A 16,661-nucleotide genomic window follows, 5' to 3' on the forward strand; every position below is an offset into this window, starting at 1 on the left:
CTGCGTGGGCAAAAAAACCGGCATCACAATAACCTGCGATGCCGGGAGAGAAGGATGATTCCGATGCAGCAGAATAAAAATGAGGGTGTGAATGCCGGGCAGGATGTATTCCGGCATTCAGTCGCAGCATACGCTGCGCAGATGACAGCAATATGTTGGCTTAGTGGGCGTCCGGCGCCGTGATATCGGCGCTGATGCGCAGATCGTTCTCATCAAACACCATGCAGAAGCGGTCATCGAAGGCCAGATTAATCTTCTGCCACGGGCGGAAATGGACGTCGCCGGGCAGCAGAACCTTGACGTTATCGTGACCGTAGCACTGGCCGAACAGGTAGGTATTGTTGCCCAGACGCTCCACCACTTCACATTGAAACTCCACCACGGTACCGGTGGAGACTTCCGGCGTGAGGTGCTCTGGCCGGATCCCCAGCGTGACCGCGGCGCCGGGCTTCAGCGGTTGGGTGGCAACGTTCAGGGTGAGCTGTTGGTCCTGGGCGAGGGTGACCGTTAAGCGCTCTGCCTGCCAGTCGCTGACGGTGGCCGGCAAAAAGTTCATCTTTGGCGAGCCGATAAAACCGGCGACGAATTTGTTGACCGGATTGTAGTACAGCGCCATCGGCGAACCCATTTGTTCGACCTTCCCGTAGTTCATGACTACGATTTTATCGGCAAGCGTCATCGCCTCCACCTGATCGTGCGTGACATACACCATGGTGGTCTTCAGCTCCTGGTGCAGGCGGGCAATATGCAGGCGCATATCGACGCGCAGCTCCGCATCGAGGTTAGAAAGCGGCTCATCGAACATAAACACCCGGGGATTACGCACGATAGCGCGGCCAATGGCCACACGCTGCCGCTGGCCGCCGGAGAGCTGCTTCGGTTTACGATCCAGCAGGTGAGAGAGCTGCAGCGTTTTGGCCACCATTTCCACCTGGCGACGGATCTCCGCTTTCGGCACTTTATTGACTTTCAGCCCATAGCCCATATTCTCCGCCACCGTCATGTGCGGATAGAGCGCATAGGACTGAAAAACCATCGCCACGCCGCGGCGGGCGGGGACCACATCGTTCATCACCTCATCGCCAATCAGCACTTCCCCGTCACTGACCTCTTCCAGCCCGGCAATCATACGTAACAGCGTCGATTTTCCACAGCCGGAAGGGCCGACGAAGACCGCAAACTCGCCATCTTCAATATCGAGATTGACCTGGTGCAGCGTCACCGTGCTGCCGAACCTTTTGGTGACATTCCTCAGTCGTATATTGGACATCCACATTCCCCGAAGTGAGTAGCCGTTGTTTGCCGTTGGCGTGTCGCTGATTTGAGTGTGTTTGTATTACGTGTAACAAATCAGCGTGACAATATTCAACAGCGCTAAAATCATGTCCTGACTATAACTTCCGCGGTTTTTGCGCCATACAGCGGCGTTTCATTTCTGCAAGGATGATCACACAACTGGCAGCTTATGGTAGTTTTATCCCTAATCAAAGCGTAGCGTATAACAAAAGCGAACCAGAGTCTGTTTTCTATGTAACAAGCCAGTTTGAAATGATTTTTTTCCTAACTGGCAGACGTAAGTCAAATAAAAACCATTAAATTGTTATACCTTCACATGAGGTTGATAATGAAAAAGAACACGCTTGCTGCACTGATCCTTACCACCCTCGCGGCGGGGCAACTTACCAGCCTGCAGGCGCATGCCGCCGGGCAGCTCAACGTTTGGGAAGACATTAAAAAATCCACTGGCATCAAAACCGCGGTCAGCGATTTTGAGAAGCAGTACAACGTGAAGGTCAATCTGCAGGAGATGCCTTATGCCCAGCAGCTGGAAAAGCTGCGCCTCGATGGCCCGGCGGGCATTGGGCCGGACGTGCTGGTGATCCCGAATGATCAGCTCGGCGGCGCCGTCGTTCAGGGACTTCTCTCGCCGCTCAACGTCGAGCAGGCGAAACAGGATGCCTTTACGCCAGCCTCTATCAACGCCTTCCGCATGGACAACGCGCTGTATGGGATCCCGAAAGCGGTGGAAACCCTGGTGCTTATCTACAACAAGGACCTGATCGACAAGCCGCTGGACAGTCTGCAGGCCTGGCTGGACTACTCGAAGACCCAGCGCGAGCAGAACAAATACGGCCTGCTGGCCAAGTTTGATCAGATCTACTACAGCTGGGGGGCGATTGGCCCGATGGGCGGCTATATCTTCGCGAAGAACGACGGCGGCGGTTTTAATCCGCAGCAGGTGGGGCTCAATACGCCCGGCGCCGTGGAAGCCGTGACCTTCCTGAAAAAATTCTATGCCGAGAAGGCCTTCCCCGCAGGGATCCTCGGCGATAACGGGCTGAACGCCATTGATTCGCTGTTTACCGAGAAAAAAGCGGCGGCGGTGATCAACGGCCCCTGGGCCTTCCAGCCGTATGAAGCCGCCGGTATCAACTATGGCGTGGTGCCGCTGCCGACCCTGCCGGACGGCAAGCCAATGAGCTCCTTCCTCGGCGTTAAGGGCTACGTGGTATCGACCTGGAGTAAAGACAAGGCGCTGGCGCAACAGTTTATCGAGTTCATCAACCAGCCGCAGTATGTAAAAGCCCGCTATGTCGCCACCGGCGAAATCCCGCCGCTGAAGGCGATGATTGACGACCCGGTGATTAAAAATGACGAAAAGGCCAGCGCCGTCGCCGTTCAGTCGGCTCGGGCGATGGCTATGCCGGGCATTCCGGAGATGGGGGAAGTGTGGGGGCCGGCCAATGCCGCGCTTGAACTGAGCCTCACCGGCAAGCAGGCGCCGCAGGCCGCGCTCGATAATGCGGTGAAACAGATCAAGATGCAGATTGAAGCGATGCAGGCCAGCAATCAGTAATTTACCGTCACGTGAAGTCACCGAGCGGGAGGGGGACCTCCCGTTTGTAGAAGGAGTCGAGTGTGAGCATCCATTCCAGCGAAAATTTTAGCGACGCGCGCGGGCCCGGGCGCCATGCGTGGTGCGGCCTGTTGCTGGCAATCGTGCCGGGTTTCGGCCAGTTTTATCATCGCCAGTGGCTGAAGGGGCTGGTCTTCCTGGTGCTGCTGAGCAGCTTTTTGGGTATTTTTTACGATTTCCTGCGCGAGGGGCTGTGGGGGCTCTATACCCTGGGTGAAGAGGTGCCCCGGGATAACTCTATCTTCCTGTTAGCGGAGGGGATTATCAGCGTGCTGATCGTCGCTTTTGGCGTGCTGATCTATTTTCTCTCGCTGCGGGACGCGTGGCTGAACGGCAAAAAACGCGATGAAGGGGTCGCGCTGAACAGCGTGCGTAAGCAGTACCAGATGCTGCTGAGCGACGGCTTCCCGTACCTGATGATCACCCCGGGCTTTATTCTGCTGGTCTTTGTGGTGATCTTTCCCATTCTGTTTGGTTTTGCCATCGCCTTCACCAACTACAACCTGTACCACACGCCGCCGGCGAAGCTGGTGGACTGGGTGGGGCTGAAAAACTTCGTCAATATTTTCACCCTCTCCATCTGGCGCTCCACCTTCCTGGATGTGCTGCAGTGGACCGTGGTGTGGACGCTGCTGGCGACCACCCTGCAGTGTACGGTGGGCGTGCTGTTGGCGATTCTGGTGAACCAAAAAGATCTGCGCTTTAAGCCGCTGATCCGCACCATCTTTATTTTGCCGTGGGCGGTGCCGGGGTTTGTCACTATCCTCGTCTTTGCCGGGATGTTCAATGACTCCTTCGGGGTGATTAACAACGCGATCCTGTCATTCTTCGGCATCAGCCCGAAGGCATGGCTAACCGATCCGTTCTGGACCAAAACCGCGCTGATCATGATGCAGACCTGGCTTGGCTTTCCGTTTGTCTTTGCCATGACCACCGGCGTGCTGCAGGCGATCCCGGACGATCTGTATGAAGCGGCGACGATGGACGGCGCCAGCGCCTTTACCCGCCTGCGCACCATCACCCTGCCGCTGGTGCTGTACGCGATCGCGCCGATCATCATCACCCAGTACACCTTCAACTTTAATAATTTCAACATTATTTATCTGTTTAACAACGGCGGCCCTGCGGTGGCGGGATCTAACGCCGGCGGGACGGATATTCTGGTGTCGTGGATCTATAAGCTGACGATGTCCTCGTCGCAGTACGCCATCGCGGCGACCATCACTATCCTGCTGTCGATCTTCGTCGTCGGCCTGGCGCTGTGGCAGTTCCGCGCCACCAAATCCTTCAAAAATGACGACATGGCGTAAGGGAAGCAACATGGCTCAATCACCCAGTATTAAACGCGAAAAGTGGATCCGACTCTCTCTCACCTGGCTGGTGGTTATCCTGGTCTCGGTGGTGATTATCTACCCGCTGGTCTGGACCGTCGGGGCGTCGCTGAACGCCGGCAATAGCCTGCTCAGTACCTCGATCATTCCGGAAAACCTGTCGTTCCAGCACTATGCCGATCTGTTCAATGGCAATGTGAATTACCTCACCTGGTACTGGAACTCGATGAAAATCAGCTTTCTGACCATGGTGCTGACCCTGATTAGCGTCAGCTTTACCGCTTACGCCTTCTCCCGCTTCCGCTTTAAAGGGCGGCAGAACGGGCTGATGCTGTTCCTGCTGCTGCAGATGATCCCGCAGTTTTCCGCGCTGATTGCCATCTTTGTGCTGTCGCAACTGCTTGGCCTGATAAACAGCCATCTGGCGCTGGTGCTGATCTACGTCGGGGGAATGATCCCGATGAACACCTGGCTGATGAAGGGGTATCTCGACGCGATCCCTAAAGATCTGGATGAGTCCGCCCGCATGGACGGCGCCAGTAGCTTTCGCATCTTTATTGAGATCATCATGCCGTTGTCGAGGCCGATCCTTGCGGTGGTGGCGCTGTTCTCCTTCACCGGCCCGCTGGGGGATTTCATCCTCTCCAGCACCATCCTGCGTACCCCGGATAAATACACGCTGCCTATCGGTCTGTATAACCTGGTGGCGCAAAAAATGGGGGCCAGCTACACCACCTACGCGGCGGGGGCGGTGCTGATTGCCGTGCCGGTCGCGATCCTCTATCTGGCGTTACAAAAATACTTCGTCTCCGGCCTGACCTCGGGCAGTACTAAAGGATAAGCACATGAAAAGATTTACACCCGCATGGCTTGCGGTTTGTCTGGCATGCAGTTTTTCCCTCCCTTCGCTGGCAGCGGATGCGCTTGAAACCCGCGCCTTTCAGGGTATGCCGGCGGACTTTATTAAAGGCGCGGATATCTCCACGCTGCTGGATGCCGAAAAGCACGGGGCAATTTTCTACGACCAGAATAACCAGCGTAAGGATCCGATCGCCATTCTGAAAGAGAACGGCGTCAACTATGTTCGCCTCCGCCTGTGGGTGGATCCGCAATCGGCAAGCGGCGAGGGCTATGGCGGCGGGAATAACGATCTGGCCACTACTCTGGCGCTGGCGAAACGGGCGAAAGCCCAGGGAATGAAGCTGCTGCTCGACTTCCATTACAGCGATTTTTGGACCGATCCCGGCAAGCAGTTCAAACCCAAGGCCTGGGAAAAGATGGATTATCCGCAGCTGAAAACGGCGATTCATGACTATACCCGGGATACCATCGCCCGCTTTAAGCAGGCGGGCGTCCTGCCGGATATGGTGCAGATCGGCAATGAGATCAACGGCGGTATGCTGTGGCCGGAAGGGAAAAGCTGGGGGCAGGGGGGCGGCGAGTTCGACCGGCTGGCCGGGCTGCTGAACGCGGCCATTGATGGTCTGAAGGCGAATCTGCGCAATGGCGAGCAGGTGAAAATCATGCTGCATCTGGCTGAAGGGACCAAGAACGATACCTTCCGCTGGTGGTTTGACGAAATAGAGAAACGTCATGTGCCCTATGACGTGATTGGTTTGTCGATGTACACCTACTGGAACGGGCCGATCAGCGCCCTGAAGGCCAATATGGATGACATCAGCAAACGTTATAACAAAGATGTCATTGTCGTCGAGGCGGCCTATGCCTATACCCTGGCTAACTGCGATAACGCGGAAAACAGTTTTCAGGCCAAAGAGGAAAAGGACGGAGGCTATCCCGCCACCGTGCAGGGGCAATATCGCTATATCCACGATCTGATGCAGGCCGTAATAGATGTTCCCGACCAGCGCGGCAAAGGTATTTTTTACTGGGAGCCGACGTGGATTGCTGTGCCGGGAAATACCTGGGCCACCCCGGCGGGGATGAAATATATCCATGACGAATGGAAAGAGGGTAATGCGCGGGAAAATCAGGCGCTATTTGACTGCCAGGGAAAAGTACTGCCGTCGGTAAAAGTATTTAATTAATTATTTGTCGTTCTTTTCAGGAAGTTTATTATGAATAAATTTGCACCTTTACATCCAAAGGTTAATACGCTGCTGCATGGCGCGGATTATAATCCGGAACAATGGGAGAATGACCCCGACATTATTGATAAAGACATTGCCATGATGCAGCAGGCAAAATGCAATGTGATGTCGGTGGGCATATTTAGCTGGGCGAAACTTGAGCCGCGCGAAGGGGTATTTGATTTCGCCTGGCTGGATACTATCCTCGATAAACTGTATGCCGCCGGCATTCATGTATTTCTGGCCACGCCGAGCGGCGCGCGTCCGGCGTGGATGTCTCAACGCTATCCGCAGGTTCTGCGGGTGGGGCGCGATAGGGTGCCGGCCCTGCACGGCGGCCGTCACAACCACTGTATGTCATCGCCGGTCTATCGTGAGAAGACCCTGAAAATCAATACCCTGCTGGCGGAGCGCTATGCTGCGCACCCGGCTGTGCTGGGCTGGCATATTTCCAATGAATATGGCGGCGAATGTCATTGCGAGCGCTGCCAGACCCGCTTTCGCGGCTGGCTGAAGACGCGGTACCAGACCCTGGAGAACCTCAACCAGGCCTGGTGGAGCACCTTCTGGAGCCATACCTATAGCGACTGGTCGCAGATTGAATCGCCTGCGCCGCAGGGTGAAACGTCGATCCACGGTCTCAACCTTGACTGGCATCGCTTTAACACCGCTCAGGTGACCGATTTCTGCCGCCATGAAATCGCCCCGCTGAAGGCGGCGAATGCCGCCCTCCCGGTGACCACCAACTTTATGGAGTATTTCTACGATTATGACTACTGGCAGCTGGCGGAGGTGCTGGACTTTATCTCGTGGGACAGCTATCCGATGTGGCACCGCGACAAAGACGAAACCGCGCTGGCCTGCTACACCGCGATGTATCACGACATGATGCGCAGCCTGAAGGGCGGCCAGCCGTTTGTGCTGATGGAGTCCACGCCGGGTGCGACTAACTGGCAACCGACCAGCAAACTGAAGAAACCGGGCATGCATATTCTCTCCTCGCTGCAGGCGGTGGCGCATGGCGCCGACTCGGTGCAGTATTTCCAGTGGCGGAAAAGTCGCGGTTCGGTTGAGAAATTTCACGGCGCGGTGGTCGACCATGTCGGGCACATCGATACCCGTATTGGCCGTGAAGTCAGCAAACTCGGTGAGATACTGAGCAAGCTACCGGAGGTCCGGGGCTGTCGCACCGAGGCTAAAGTGGCGATTATCTTCGACCAGCAGAACCGCTGGGCGCTTGATGACGCCCAGGGACCGCGCAATCTGGGTATGGAGTATGAGAAGACGGTCAATGAGCACTACCGTCCGTTCTGGGAGCAGGGCATCGCCGTCGATGTGATTGACGCCGACGCTGATTTAACGCCGTACCGGCTGGTCATTGCCCCGATGTTATACATGGTGCGCGACGGCTTTGCCGCGCGGGCGGAGGCGTTTGTCGCCAGCGGCGGCCATCTGGTGACCACTTACTGGACCGGCATCGTCAACGAATCCGATCTCTGCTATCTCGGCGGCTTCCCGGGCCCGCTGCGCAATCTGCTGGGCATCTGGGCGGAAGAGATCGACTGCCTGAATGACGGCGAGTTTAATCTGGTGCAGGGCCTGGCCGGGAATCAGTGCGGTCTGCAGGGCCCGTATCAGGTGCGCCATCTCTGTGAACTGATCCATACCGAAAGCGCGCAGACGCTGGCCACCTACCGGGATGATTTTTATGCCGGAAGGCCAGCGGTGACGGTGAACGGCTTCGGGAAAGGTAAAGCCTGGCATGTGGCCTCCCGCAACGATTTGGCCTTCCAGCGCGACTTCTTTGCCGCCCTGAGCAAGGAGCTGGCGCTACCGCGGGCGATCGCGGCGGATTTACCGCCCGGCGTGGTGGCTACTGCGCGCACCGACGGTGAGAGCACGTTTGTCTTCCTGCAGAACTACAGCGCGCAAAGCCATACCCTGAGCCTGCCGTCAGGGTATCGGGATTGCCTGACCGACGCGGCGGTGTCGGACCCGCTGACCCTGTCAGCATGGGATTGCCGTATTCTCCGTCGCCACGCCTAATCCTTTTTTCTCCACGCCTGCTCTGCCGAGCAGGCTTTTTTTTATCTTGTACCCTGGAGTTTATGATGGTGAGTTTAAAATCTTTCCTGCACTATTTCTCTCCTGCACGTCCGGCACAGCCGTTAAGCGAAGCGGAAAAACAGCAAATCGAGGCGTTGGTTCAGGCCTTCGGCGGTGAAGCGAATATTACCCAAGTGGACGCCTGTATTACCCGTCTACGGGTAACGGTTCGTCATCTGGCAGCCGTGGACTCGGACGCATTACAGCAGCAGGGCGCGCTGGGTGTCATTATTCTTGGCCAGCAGGTTCATGCTATTTTCGGTAAGCAGTCCGATGCGCTACGTCAATTGCTGGATGACCATTTTGCCGCGCGGAAATAAATAAAACGGGATAACCTGAAAACAGGTTATCCCGAAAATAAGACAAAGACAGCAGTGGCAATAATGATTACCGGAGGGAAATTAATGACCTTACAGTTGGAGATATCAATAACGTATTTGTCTTACCAGCGCGATATTACCACCAGGCTTCAACCTGTACGCCGAAATTCCAGGTATTATTCGCCGTCTGGTCTTCAAACGGTTTACCATCTTCGGAATCATTCAGATACGACGCGAAAATACGTAATTCCGGGCGTGACATAAAGTCCGGCCCGTCCGCCAGGCCCAGCGCAATGGTATATTTCTCACCGGCCTGTTTGTAGCTGGTGCCATTGTTATAGCTGTCTTTCTGATAGAAACCGCCGACTTCGCCAATCAGGCGCACGTAGTCGGTGAACTGATACTGCCCGCGGGCGACCAGCGACAGCATCCGCGTTTTATCGGTATAGTCGGTAATGTCATCCGCCGAGCCCCAGGTCAGAACGTGGTTGATGGAGAACTTCTCGGTAATTGGGATCAGACCGGTGTTAATCACGCGATAGCCGGTGGCGTCGTTCACGTAGTTCCACATATCGTACCAGCCGCCGCCCTGGGAGACCATATTCTGCGCCAGACCTTTGTTGGCATACTGCAGCACGGTTTTGTTATAGCCGCCCAGCATATCCTGACTGATTTCACCGGTCAGCATCACGCCATTTTCGGCATCGTACAGTCCGCCGTAGCTGTCCTGTTTTTTGGTGGTGTTCGGCATGGCGTAGTCGATGCCGAATTCGGTCCACGACCCGGACCACGGCTTCCATCCCGCGTAGCGTAAATCGATATAGTTGATATTGACGTTGCTGTCGCCATCGACGCGATAGTCAACGTCGTTGGCATCGCCGCGGATCCACGCCAGCGAGACGGCGCCCGGGCCAAGGGTGTAGTTTTCCACCCCGGCCCCGGAGCCGGAAATGTTCCAGTATTTAGTATCGATGATGTGCAGGTCGTGACGCTGGTAGTAACGTTTGCCGCCCCAGATCACCGCATTCGGATCGCCCGGGATCAGCCCTTTGATCTGCAGGTTCAGCTGACGTAAGCCGAACTGCGCGTCATCGTTCAGCGTGGTTTCATTATCGTTAGAGCCATCGGAGACCATGCTGACCATGCTGTCGAGATAGAAACTGACATCATCTTTTTTGTAGACCTCGGAGCCTAACTCCAGCTCGCCATAGGTATCCGATTCGTTCCCCAACCGGCCCAGCTTGTTCTTTTGCCATTCCGCTTCGCTACCGTCGCCGGAGACCCCAACCCCGGCACGCAAATAGCCATGAAAATCAACGGTCGGGATCGCAGCGGTAGCCGCAAAGGCGGAAGGGGCGATTAGCGCAGCGGCTAATGCTGTGGAAAGGACGCGCAGTGTCGTATTCATCTCTATCCTCTTATTGTTTTGTATTACGTTCACATAACTGATGTCATAAAATGCCTAAATGTAACTTCAGGCAAATGAGATATGGTTATTGTGTGACTAACTGCAAATAATAACGCTGGTTTTTGTTGTGATGAGTGAGGTGATTCACAATTAACCTGGTTGTGAACGTAATACTTTTTGTGGTGTAATTTTGCGATGAGAGGTAGCGGTGAGCGTTTTTTCAAATGGCCCCTGTTACAATCATGGGATAACAACATAAGGAACCGGACCATGAAGTCTAAAAGCGCTACTCTGGAAGACGTCGCTCGTCATGCGGGCGTCTCTTACCAGACCGTGTCCAGGGTACTCAACAAATCTGCCAATGTATCCGAAGCGACGCGCCGCAAGGTGGAGAAATCGATAGAGGCTCTGCGCTATGTGCCAAACCGGCTGGCGCAGCAGCTGGTGGGGAAGGAGAGCCAGACGGTCGGACTGGTGACGATTTCGCTGGCCTGGCATGCCCCCTCTCAGGTGGCGGCGGCGGTAAAACGCTATGCCAATCTGGAAGGTTACCAGGTCCTGATTTCAATGATTGATGAGAGCGTCAACCAAAGCATCCAGGATTCCATCAATGAGCTGAAGTCTCAGCGGGTGGATAAGGTCATTATCAACGTGCCGCTGGAGACTGAACAGGCGCAGAAAATCGCCGCTGACAATGATGATATCGTCTGCCTGTTTCTCGACGTTGATCCCTACAGTTCCGTGTTTAACGTTTCGTTTAACCCGGCGGACGGCACCCGGGCCAGCGTCAAATATCTCTATGAGATGGGGCATCGGGAGATTGCGTTGCTGGCAGGCCCGGACAGCTCCGTATCGGCGAAACTGCGGCTGAAAAGCTGGCTCGAGACCCTGGATGGCTACGGTCTGAAGCCGGTGACCGTCCTGCGGGGCAACTGGGATGCGCAGAGCGGCTACGCCGGCGCGCTGCAGATGCTGCGGGAAACGCCTAATTTCAGCGCCGTGCTGGTGGGCAATGACCAGATGGCGCTGGGGGTGCTCAGCGCCTTCCATCAGCATCAGGTGGCGGTGCCGGGAGAGAAGTCGGTGATTGGCTATGACGATACCTACGAAAGCTCCTTTTTCTATCCGGCATTGAGTACGGTATCGCTGGACCTCGACCTGCAGGGGAAAGAGGCGGTGCGGCGGATCCTCGCCAGTACCAGCGGCGCGGCGCATACCTCATCCATCCTGCCGGCGCGCCTGGTGATTCGCCATTCCAGCGGCGCCAGAGTCGAGCAGGGGAAAGATCTGCAGGCTATCGCGGAGCAACTTCGCGCTATCGCCCACCGTCTGGCGCCCTGAAGCCAAAGGCGAGGAAACTCGCCTCTTTGTTATTACCCCTGATATGACCATGGTTGATCTTTGTCGTGGAACGGCGTACCTTAATTGTTATGTTATAACATAATGATGAGGTCATCATGAAAGCCCATATCCATCCTCCCTATCGCACGGTGGTGTTTCACGACACCAGCGCCAATGAATATTTTAAAGTTGGCTCAACCATCCGCACCGAACGCGTGATTGAGCTCGACGGTGAGACGTATCCGTATGTGACGATCGACGTCTCCTCGAAATCGCATCCGTACTACACCGGCAAACAAAAAACGTTCGCCAGCGAGGGTAGCGCGGCCCGTTTCCGCCAGCGCTTTGGCGGCTTCATTGATGCAAAAAGGAAAGCATGATGCAGGTCGTTAACTCATTACGCAGCGCCAAACAGCGCCACCCGGATTGCCAGCTGGTCAAACGCAAAGGGCGGCTGTACGTGATCTGCAAGAGCAACCCCCGCTTCAAAGCAGTGCAGGGGCGCAAAAAACGTCGTTAACGGAAGCTTTCCAGGGGACGGCGCTGCTGGCCGTCGGCGGTAAAATTGTCGGCGGCCAGCCATTGGCGCATGGCGCTATCCAGCTGCGGCCATTCGCCATCAATCACTGAAAACCAGTCCGTGTCCCGGTTGTGTCCTTTGCTCACCAGCGCCTGACGAAAACGTCCTTCGTACTGAAATCCCAGTCGCCTTGCCGCCCGGCCTGACGGCGTATTGAGGCTATTGCATTTCCATTCATAGCGACGGTAGCCGAGCGTCTCGAACACATACTGCATCAACAGCCAGTGCGCTTCGGTGGCCATAGCCGTTCGGCTTAGCAGCGGAGAGAAATGGACATGCCCCACCTCGACCACGCCATGGGTGGCATCGATGCGCATTAACGCCAGCGAACCGACCGCCGTTCCACGCTGCTGGTCAACGACGGCGAAATGGATCGGATCGGCCAGCGTCGCAACCTGCGCCACCCAGGCGCTAAATTCAGCCAGGCTGGTTTCCGGTTCGCGCAGCAGCCACGTCCAGCTGCGGGCGTCGGGCGCCAGCTGATGGGCAGCAAACAGATCGCTGGCGTGGGCGAGGGTGAGTGGTTCGAGCCGACAGCGGCTGCCCTGAAGTACCAGCCGGGTCGGCCAGGGGCGGGGTTGCCAGTCGGGCAGCGCGGCGCCGAGCGCCTGTCCAAACTGATTGTATTCACACATTGCGGTTTCCTTATTGGGGATGTACAGGCAGCGTACGCGCTGGCTGGTTCCATAAAAAGTGCCATTAGAGTATGTTTTTATGGATCCACGAGGAGGCGACATGAATATACCGGACGATGCGTTTTATGGGTTGGTGACGCAGGGGATGCGGCAGCGAACGGACGAAACCCTGCAGCGCGCCCTTTACCACACTTTGCGCCATGCCATCCTGCAGGGAACCCTGGCGGCCAGCTGCCGTTTGCCAGGATCGCGCGTGATTGCCGGTCGACTGCATCTGTCGCGTAATACGGTGAATGCCGCACTGGAGCAGCTGACGCTGGAGGGATACCTGACGCGAAGCCGTCAGGGGACGCAAGTGGTGCCGCTCGCCGCTAGCCGTCGGCAGGAGGTAATCGCGCCACCCGTTGTGCTGTCTGAGCGGCTGCAGGGGCTGCCAGCCGCTATGCGCCGTGACTCGCCGGCGCTGCCGTTTACGCCTGGCATGCCGGCGATGAACTATTTCCCGCTGCCGCTATGGCGGCGGTTAATCGATAAGGCATTGCGCGACGAAGGCAGCACGCTGCTGGGCTACGGTGAGGCCGCGGGCGATCCCCAACTGCGGGAGGCTATCGCCCGCCATCTGGCGCTCTCCCGGGGCATCCGGTGCGATATCCGGCAGATCGTCATCACCGAGGGGGCGCTGGAAGGGGTCAACTTATGCGCCTCGCTGTTGACCAACCCGGGCGACAGCGTGTGGCTGGAAGAGCCGGGGTACCTGGGCGCCAGGAGTGGTTTCCAGCGAGCGGGGCTGCGGGTCTGTGGGATGGCCGTCGATGGTGAAGGGATGTGTATCGCCAACGGCGTGGCAGAGCCACCCCGGCTGATTTTCACCTCTCCCTCTCATCAGTATCCCCTTGGGAGCGTCATGAGCGCCGCGCGGCGTCTGGCGCTGGTGGAGTATGCCCATCGGCACGGCGCGTGGATTGTGGAGGATGACTACGACAGCGAGTTTCGCCACAGCGGAGAGCCGATCCCGGCGATGCTGGGGATGGTCCCGGATGCCCCGGTGGTCTATCTCGGCACCTTCAGCAAAACCCTGTTTCCGGCGCTGCGTATCGGTTTTATGGTCATGCCGTCCGCGCTGGCGGATGCCGCTCAGGAGGCCATTGGCGCGCTGCTGCGCGGCGGGCACCGCGCTGAACAGCGTGCGTTGGCCAGCTTTATCGAGAAGGGACACTATGCGCGTCATCTGGCAGCGATGCGTCGTCTGTACCGCAAACGTCAGCAACAGCTGCGCGAGGCGCTGGCGCAAGAGATTACCGTGCCGTGCGAAGTCCTCGGTGGGGAAGGGGGACTCCATCTGACGTTGGCCATAGAGGGGATCGACGATCGAACGATTGCGCAGCAGGCGCGTCAGTTTCAGCTGGCGCCCGCTGCGCTAAGTCATTTCTATCTCGACCCGCGGCGGGGGCGGAGCGGGCTGGTGCTGGGGTATGGCAATACTTCGGCTTCCCGCTATCCGCTGGCGCTGCGGACGCTGAATCGTCTTATTGCGCAGTACCGGCGCGGGTCAGCGTAAAGACATCGTAAAAGGAGAGCTCGCCTTTGGTGTCGACCATTTTTTTAAGCTGTGCCTTCTGCTCGCTATCGACGTCTGGCGACTGCAGGATACGGTCGATCAGCTGTCGGGGGACAAAGCGGGTGTTGTACCATTCGCCGTTGTAACACACGCGAAAGTCGAGGACATCGATATCTTCGTAACGATAGCGTGGATAGACGTCAAAGAAGAAAAAAGCGTTGAACAGGATGAACAGCACCACCAACAACCAGACCGAATCTACCAGCGTTTCAGAGCGCAGCATGACCACCAGCGTCGCCAGAAACGCAGCATACATGGCAACAAACAGGCCCGGATGGTTGCGGATGAAACTGATGCTAAAACGCGGGCGATTATCGCGTTTTTCCTGCACGTTAAGTTCGTCAATGGTGTGAGTCAGCAGGCGTTGTATTTCTGTCATCTTGGTCCCCGAATTCTGCAATAAGCCCGCCCCGTGCGCCCGATGGATCAGGTGCGGCAGGCTCAGCCTGAAGGTTATTTTATGTTGCAGTATTCTGCGGAGAAAGTAACAGATCAGTTACAGAAAAGCATAACAGTTACGCATTCGGCGGCGGAAGGCGCTTGATGATCTGCGCCGGGTTGCCGCCGACAACGGTACTGGCGGGAACGTCTTTAGTGACCACCGCTCCGGAGGCGATGACCGCATTATCGCCAATGGTCACCCCGGGATTGATCACCGCCCGACCACCAATCCACACATTGTGGCCAATGGTCACCGGTTTGCCATATTCCTGGCCGCTGTTTCGGGCCTCAGCATCCAGCGGATGGGTGGCGGTATAGATATGGACGCCCGGCGCCAGCATGCAGTTATCGCCAATATGGATAGGGCAGACGTCCAGCATCACACAGTCGAAATTGGCGTAAAAACCGGCGCCGAGAAAGATATTGTAGCCGTAGTCGCAGCGAAAGCTTGGCTCGATATACGCATCGCCAGCGCGACCGAACAGCTCGGCCAGAATATGCTGACGTTCTTCCTGGGCATTCGGGGCGGAATGATTATAACGGTGCAGCAGCTGTCTGGCGCGCAGGCGATCGGCGCGAAGCGTTGGGTCGCCAGATAAATAGAGCTCACCGGCGATCATTTTGCGTTTTTCTTCACTCATTGGTCTTCCTTATACCTGACGTTAGAGGTCGCAATAGTATAAAAAAGAAACCGGTTACAAGTTTGCTGTTGGCTGAATGCTGTGATGACTATCACAAAGATGTCCTGCTGAGGCTGGCGATTACCATCCGGTCAGCAGACCGCGTCGGGCGCACTAATTAGCGGATAAATTTCCAGACGGACGTCGGGATTTTATCGTACAGCTTATTCATAGTCAGTTCAGCCAGACGATGATCGGCGGCTGAGTAAAATACCGCCAGCTCATTATCAGAAAGTTCATATTTGTTTTTTTCAATGACGCGCTCCAGCGTGTCAATTGTCTGGCAACGACGTAAGCGCATCAAATAGTCTGTTTTAGTTAATGGCTTATCAGACATAATTCCACCTTTTGATTGTAATAATCCTAACACGAAAGACTGGCCGGATTTTCCCGGCTGGCGTTGACAAAACAACGAAATAACCGATTACCGGATTTTTTCCACTTTTGCAAATCCGTAGAGTTAATGCCGTAGTTACTGAACAACGTAAATGTGTCGTCCAGATATTCGTCAACCTGAGCGATCAGCTTATTATCCTCAGCGTACTTAATTTTATAATTAAGGGCGAATGTGGCAATGTGCTCGATCAGTTCATTTAACTGGAGATTGACAGCCGATGTCGGGTCGTTGACCCAGCCATGGTTGCTCTCTTCCAGGTTTGCAAGGCAGTCATGATACAGCGTTTCGCAGAGAAAGCGTAGTTGTGCGATATCATGTCTTTTTGGCGAGTATTCGTCCATAACGCATCCCCTTTTGAGTGGTTTAAACGACGACTAACAAACACCGTTGTGGGATGAACACGACTAACTGACCTGACACTAACTGAGTAATCCTGCTGATTTAACTATAATCCACTCTCCAGGAGATTTCATCGTGCTATTACGAAAAATTACAATTATCAGAGAGAAATTATCTTAAAAATAGACGAATTAATTTCTGCGGCCCGGGCGCGCAGCCTGAAAAATAGAGATGTCTTATCAATCATTGGTTTAAGACAGGCAGTCGTCGCGTTCAGAAACCGCCGGCCGTGAATGATGATATTAGGATTATTCCTGGTAAATGAGCGTAAGAAGATCCTAAGGGCTAAACAGCGCGATAGATATAGTCTGCAACACATCAATAGATATTAAATGCAGCGCGAAAAATAAACAATGGCAATATGTGCCCTGTCGGTAATGAACAAAAAAAGGGCCGCG

18 protein-coding genes are annotated in these 16,661 nt (G+C 55.7%); 11 read left to right on the top strand and 7 right to left on the bottom strand.

Going from position 1 to position 16,661, the window contains the following annotated elements:
- Window positions 1-160 precede the first annotated feature (160 nt).
- Window positions 161-1,270 carry an ABC transporter ATP-binding protein gene (gene ugpC, locus GQR96_RS05640; protein WP_023319854.1) on the bottom strand — a complete coding sequence of 370 codons (1,110 nt, stop codon included), beginning with the start codon at window positions 1,268-1,270 and terminating at the stop codon, window positions 161-163.
- A gap of 354 nt (window positions 1,271-1,624) precedes the next feature.
- Here ugpC and GQR96_RS05645 point away from each other — a divergent pair, with 354 nt between their 5' ends.
- From GQR96_RS05645 to GQR96_RS05670, 6 genes are all read left to right on the top strand, one after another.
- Window positions 1,625-2,857 carry a maltodextrin ABC transporter substrate-binding protein gene (locus tag GQR96_RS05645; RefSeq protein WP_017898899.1) on the top strand — a complete coding sequence of 411 codons (1,233 nt, stop codon included), beginning with the start codon at window positions 1,625-1,627 and terminating at the stop codon, window positions 2,855-2,857.
- A 62-nt stretch (window positions 2,858-2,919) separates the two neighbouring features.
- Entirely contained in the window at window positions 2,920-4,227 is a 1,308-nt protein-coding gene (locus tag GQR96_RS05650; protein ID WP_017898898.1) for a carbohydrate ABC transporter permease, read from the top strand.
- A 10-nt stretch (window positions 4,228-4,237) separates the two neighbouring features.
- Window positions 4,238-5,089, top strand: a complete 852-nt coding sequence (locus tag GQR96_RS05655; protein WP_004204761.1) for a sugar ABC transporter permease — start codon at window positions 4,238-4,240, stop codon at window positions 5,087-5,089.
- A gap of 4 nt (window positions 5,090-5,093) precedes the next feature.
- Window positions 5,094-6,296, top strand: coding sequence for a glycoside hydrolase family 53 protein (locus tag GQR96_RS05660; RefSeq protein ID WP_004204760.1), 1,203 nt, complete (start codon window positions 5,094-5,096; stop codon window positions 6,294-6,296).
- Window positions 6,297-6,326: 30 nt separating this feature from the next.
- Window positions 6,327-8,384 carry a beta-galactosidase gene (locus tag GQR96_RS05665; protein ID WP_065903535.1) on the top strand — a complete coding sequence of 686 codons (2,058 nt, stop codon included), beginning with the start codon at window positions 6,327-6,329 and terminating at the stop codon, window positions 8,382-8,384.
- Window positions 8,385-8,449: 65 nt separating this feature from the next.
- Entirely contained in the window at window positions 8,450-8,764 is a 315-nt protein-coding gene (locus GQR96_RS05670; RefSeq protein WP_004204757.1) for a glucose PTS transporter subunit EIIB, read from the top strand.
- Between the two features lie 136 nt (window positions 8,765-8,900).
- On the opposite strand, the gene GQR96_RS05675 is transcribed toward GQR96_RS05670, so the two are convergent.
- Window positions 8,901-10,172 (bottom strand): maltoporin, encoded by a 1,272-nt coding sequence (locus GQR96_RS05675; RefSeq protein WP_004204756.1) that lies wholly within the window; start codon window positions 10,170-10,172, stop codon window positions 8,901-8,903.
- Between the two features lie 270 nt (window positions 10,173-10,442).
- Between GQR96_RS05675 and GQR96_RS05680 the strand changes: the two genes are divergently transcribed.
- From GQR96_RS05680 to ykgO, 3 genes are all read left to right on the top strand, one after another.
- On the top strand, window positions 10,443-11,513 hold the full coding sequence (locus GQR96_RS05680) for a LacI family DNA-binding transcriptional regulator (RefSeq protein WP_004204755.1): 1,071 nt from the start codon (window positions 10,443-10,445) through the stop codon (window positions 11,511-11,513).
- Between the two features lie 116 nt (window positions 11,514-11,629).
- Window positions 11,630-11,893 carry a type B 50S ribosomal protein L31 gene (locus GQR96_RS05685; protein ID WP_004204754.1) on the top strand — a complete coding sequence of 88 codons (264 nt, stop codon included), beginning with the start codon at window positions 11,630-11,632 and terminating at the stop codon, window positions 11,891-11,893.
- A complete protein-coding gene (ykgO, locus tag GQR96_RS05690; RefSeq protein ID WP_002892018.1) occupies window positions 11,893-12,033 on the top strand; it encodes a type B 50S ribosomal protein L36 in 141 nt (46 codons plus the stop codon). The genes GQR96_RS05685 and ykgO overlap by 1 nt, the downstream gene beginning before the upstream one ends.
- Here ykgO and GQR96_RS05695 read toward each other — a convergent pair.
- A complete protein-coding gene (locus GQR96_RS05695) occupies window positions 12,030-12,728 on the bottom strand; it encodes a GNAT family N-acetyltransferase (protein ID WP_064187826.1) in 699 nt (232 codons plus the stop codon). The two genes, ykgO and GQR96_RS05695, sit on opposite strands and share 4 nt — an antisense overlap.
- A gap of 100 nt (window positions 12,729-12,828) precedes the next feature.
- On the opposite strand from GQR96_RS05695, the gene GQR96_RS05700 reads away from it, so the two are divergent.
- A complete protein-coding gene (locus GQR96_RS05700; protein ID WP_065903537.1) occupies window positions 12,829-14,286 on the top strand; it encodes a MocR-like pyridoxine biosynthesis transcription factor PdxR in 1,458 nt (485 codons plus the stop codon).
- Here the strand turns inward: GQR96_RS05700 and GQR96_RS05705 are convergent.
- Complete coding sequence (locus GQR96_RS05705; RefSeq protein WP_004204751.1) at window positions 14,255-14,725, bottom strand: YlaC family protein; 471 nt, start codon at window positions 14,723-14,725, stop codon at window positions 14,255-14,257. The genes GQR96_RS05700 and GQR96_RS05705 overlap by 32 nt on opposite strands.
- A 42-nt stretch (window positions 14,726-14,767) precedes the next feature.
- Between GQR96_RS05705 and GQR96_RS05710 the strand changes: the two genes are divergently transcribed.
- Window positions 14,768-14,890 (top strand): hypothetical protein, encoded by a 123-nt coding sequence (locus GQR96_RS05710; protein WP_032426076.1) that lies wholly within the window; start codon window positions 14,768-14,770, stop codon window positions 14,888-14,890.
- Here the strand turns inward: GQR96_RS05710 and maa are convergent.
- From maa to tomB, 3 genes are all read right to left on the bottom strand, one after another.
- Entirely contained in the window at window positions 14,862-15,428 is a 567-nt protein-coding gene (gene maa / locus GQR96_RS05715) for a maltose O-acetyltransferase (protein ID WP_004204750.1), read from the bottom strand. The genes GQR96_RS05710 and maa overlap by 29 nt on opposite strands.
- Window positions 15,429-15,585: 157 nt before the next feature.
- Window positions 15,586-15,804 carry an HHA domain-containing protein gene (locus GQR96_RS05720; RefSeq protein ID WP_002892050.1) on the bottom strand — a complete coding sequence of 73 codons (219 nt, stop codon included), beginning with the start codon at window positions 15,802-15,804 and terminating at the stop codon, window positions 15,586-15,588.
- A gap of 26 nt (window positions 15,805-15,830) precedes the next feature.
- Window positions 15,831-16,205, bottom strand: coding sequence for an Hha toxicity modulator TomB (gene tomB, locus GQR96_RS05725; protein ID WP_002892066.1), 375 nt, complete (start codon window positions 16,203-16,205; stop codon window positions 15,831-15,833).
- Window positions 16,206-16,661 lie beyond the last annotated feature (456 nt).

This window comes from Klebsiella sp. PCX (genome assembly GCF_021869705.1).
Taxonomy (GTDB): Bacteria; Pseudomonadota; Gammaproteobacteria; order Enterobacterales; family Enterobacteriaceae; genus Klebsiella; species Klebsiella quasipneumoniae.

Excerpts from the sequence above, each read along its gene's own strand:
- ugpC (WP_023319854.1), bottom strand. The coding sequence starts at position 1,270 with ATGTCCAATATACGACTGAGGAATGTCACCAAAAGGTTCGGCAGCACG.
- GQR96_RS05645 (WP_017898899.1), top strand. The coding sequence starts at position 1,625 with ATGAAAAAGAACACGCTTGCTGCACTGATCCTTACCACCCTCGCGGCG.
- GQR96_RS05655 (WP_004204761.1), top strand. The coding sequence starts at position 4,238 with ATGGCTCAATCACCCAGTATTAAACGCGAAAAGTGGATCCGACTCTCT.
- GQR96_RS05660 (WP_004204760.1), top strand. The coding sequence starts at position 5,094 with ATGAAAAGATTTACACCCGCATGGCTTGCGGTTTGTCTGGCATGCAGT.
- GQR96_RS05665 (WP_065903535.1), top strand. The coding sequence starts at position 6,327 with ATGAATAAATTTGCACCTTTACATCCAAAGGTTAATACGCTGCTGCAT.
- GQR96_RS05670 (WP_004204757.1), top strand. The coding sequence starts at position 8,450 with ATGGTGAGTTTAAAATCTTTCCTGCACTATTTCTCTCCTGCACGTCCG.
- GQR96_RS05675 (WP_004204756.1), bottom strand. The coding sequence starts at position 10,172 with ATGAATACGACACTGCGCGTCCTTTCCACAGCATTAGCCGCTGCGCTA.
- GQR96_RS05680 (WP_004204755.1), top strand. The coding sequence starts at position 10,443 with ATGAAGTCTAAAAGCGCTACTCTGGAAGACGTCGCTCGTCATGCGGGC.
- GQR96_RS05685 (WP_004204754.1), top strand. The coding sequence starts at position 11,630 with ATGAAAGCCCATATCCATCCTCCCTATCGCACGGTGGTGTTTCACGAC.
- ykgO (WP_002892018.1), top strand. The coding sequence starts at position 11,893 with ATGCAGGTCGTTAACTCATTACGCAGCGCCAAACAGCGCCACCCGGAT.
- GQR96_RS05695 (WP_064187826.1), bottom strand. The coding sequence starts at position 12,728 with ATGTGTGAATACAATCAGTTTGGACAGGCGCTCGGCGCCGCGCTGCCC.
- GQR96_RS05700 (WP_065903537.1), top strand. The coding sequence starts at position 12,829 with ATGAATATACCGGACGATGCGTTTTATGGGTTGGTGACGCAGGGGATG.
- GQR96_RS05705 (WP_004204751.1), bottom strand. The coding sequence starts at position 14,725 with ATGACAGAAATACAACGCCTGCTGACTCACACCATTGACGAACTTAAC.
- GQR96_RS05710 (WP_032426076.1), top strand. The coding sequence starts at position 14,768 with ATGGATCAGGTGCGGCAGGCTCAGCCTGAAGGTTATTTTATGTTGCAG.
- maa (WP_004204750.1), bottom strand. The coding sequence starts at position 15,428 with ATGAGTGAAGAAAAACGCAAAATGATCGCCGGTGAGCTCTATTTATCT.
- GQR96_RS05720 (WP_002892050.1), bottom strand. The coding sequence starts at position 15,804 with ATGTCTGATAAGCCATTAACTAAAACAGACTATTTGATGCGCTTACGT.
- tomB (WP_002892066.1), bottom strand. The coding sequence starts at position 16,205 with ATGGACGAATACTCGCCAAAAAGACATGATATCGCACAACTACGCTTT.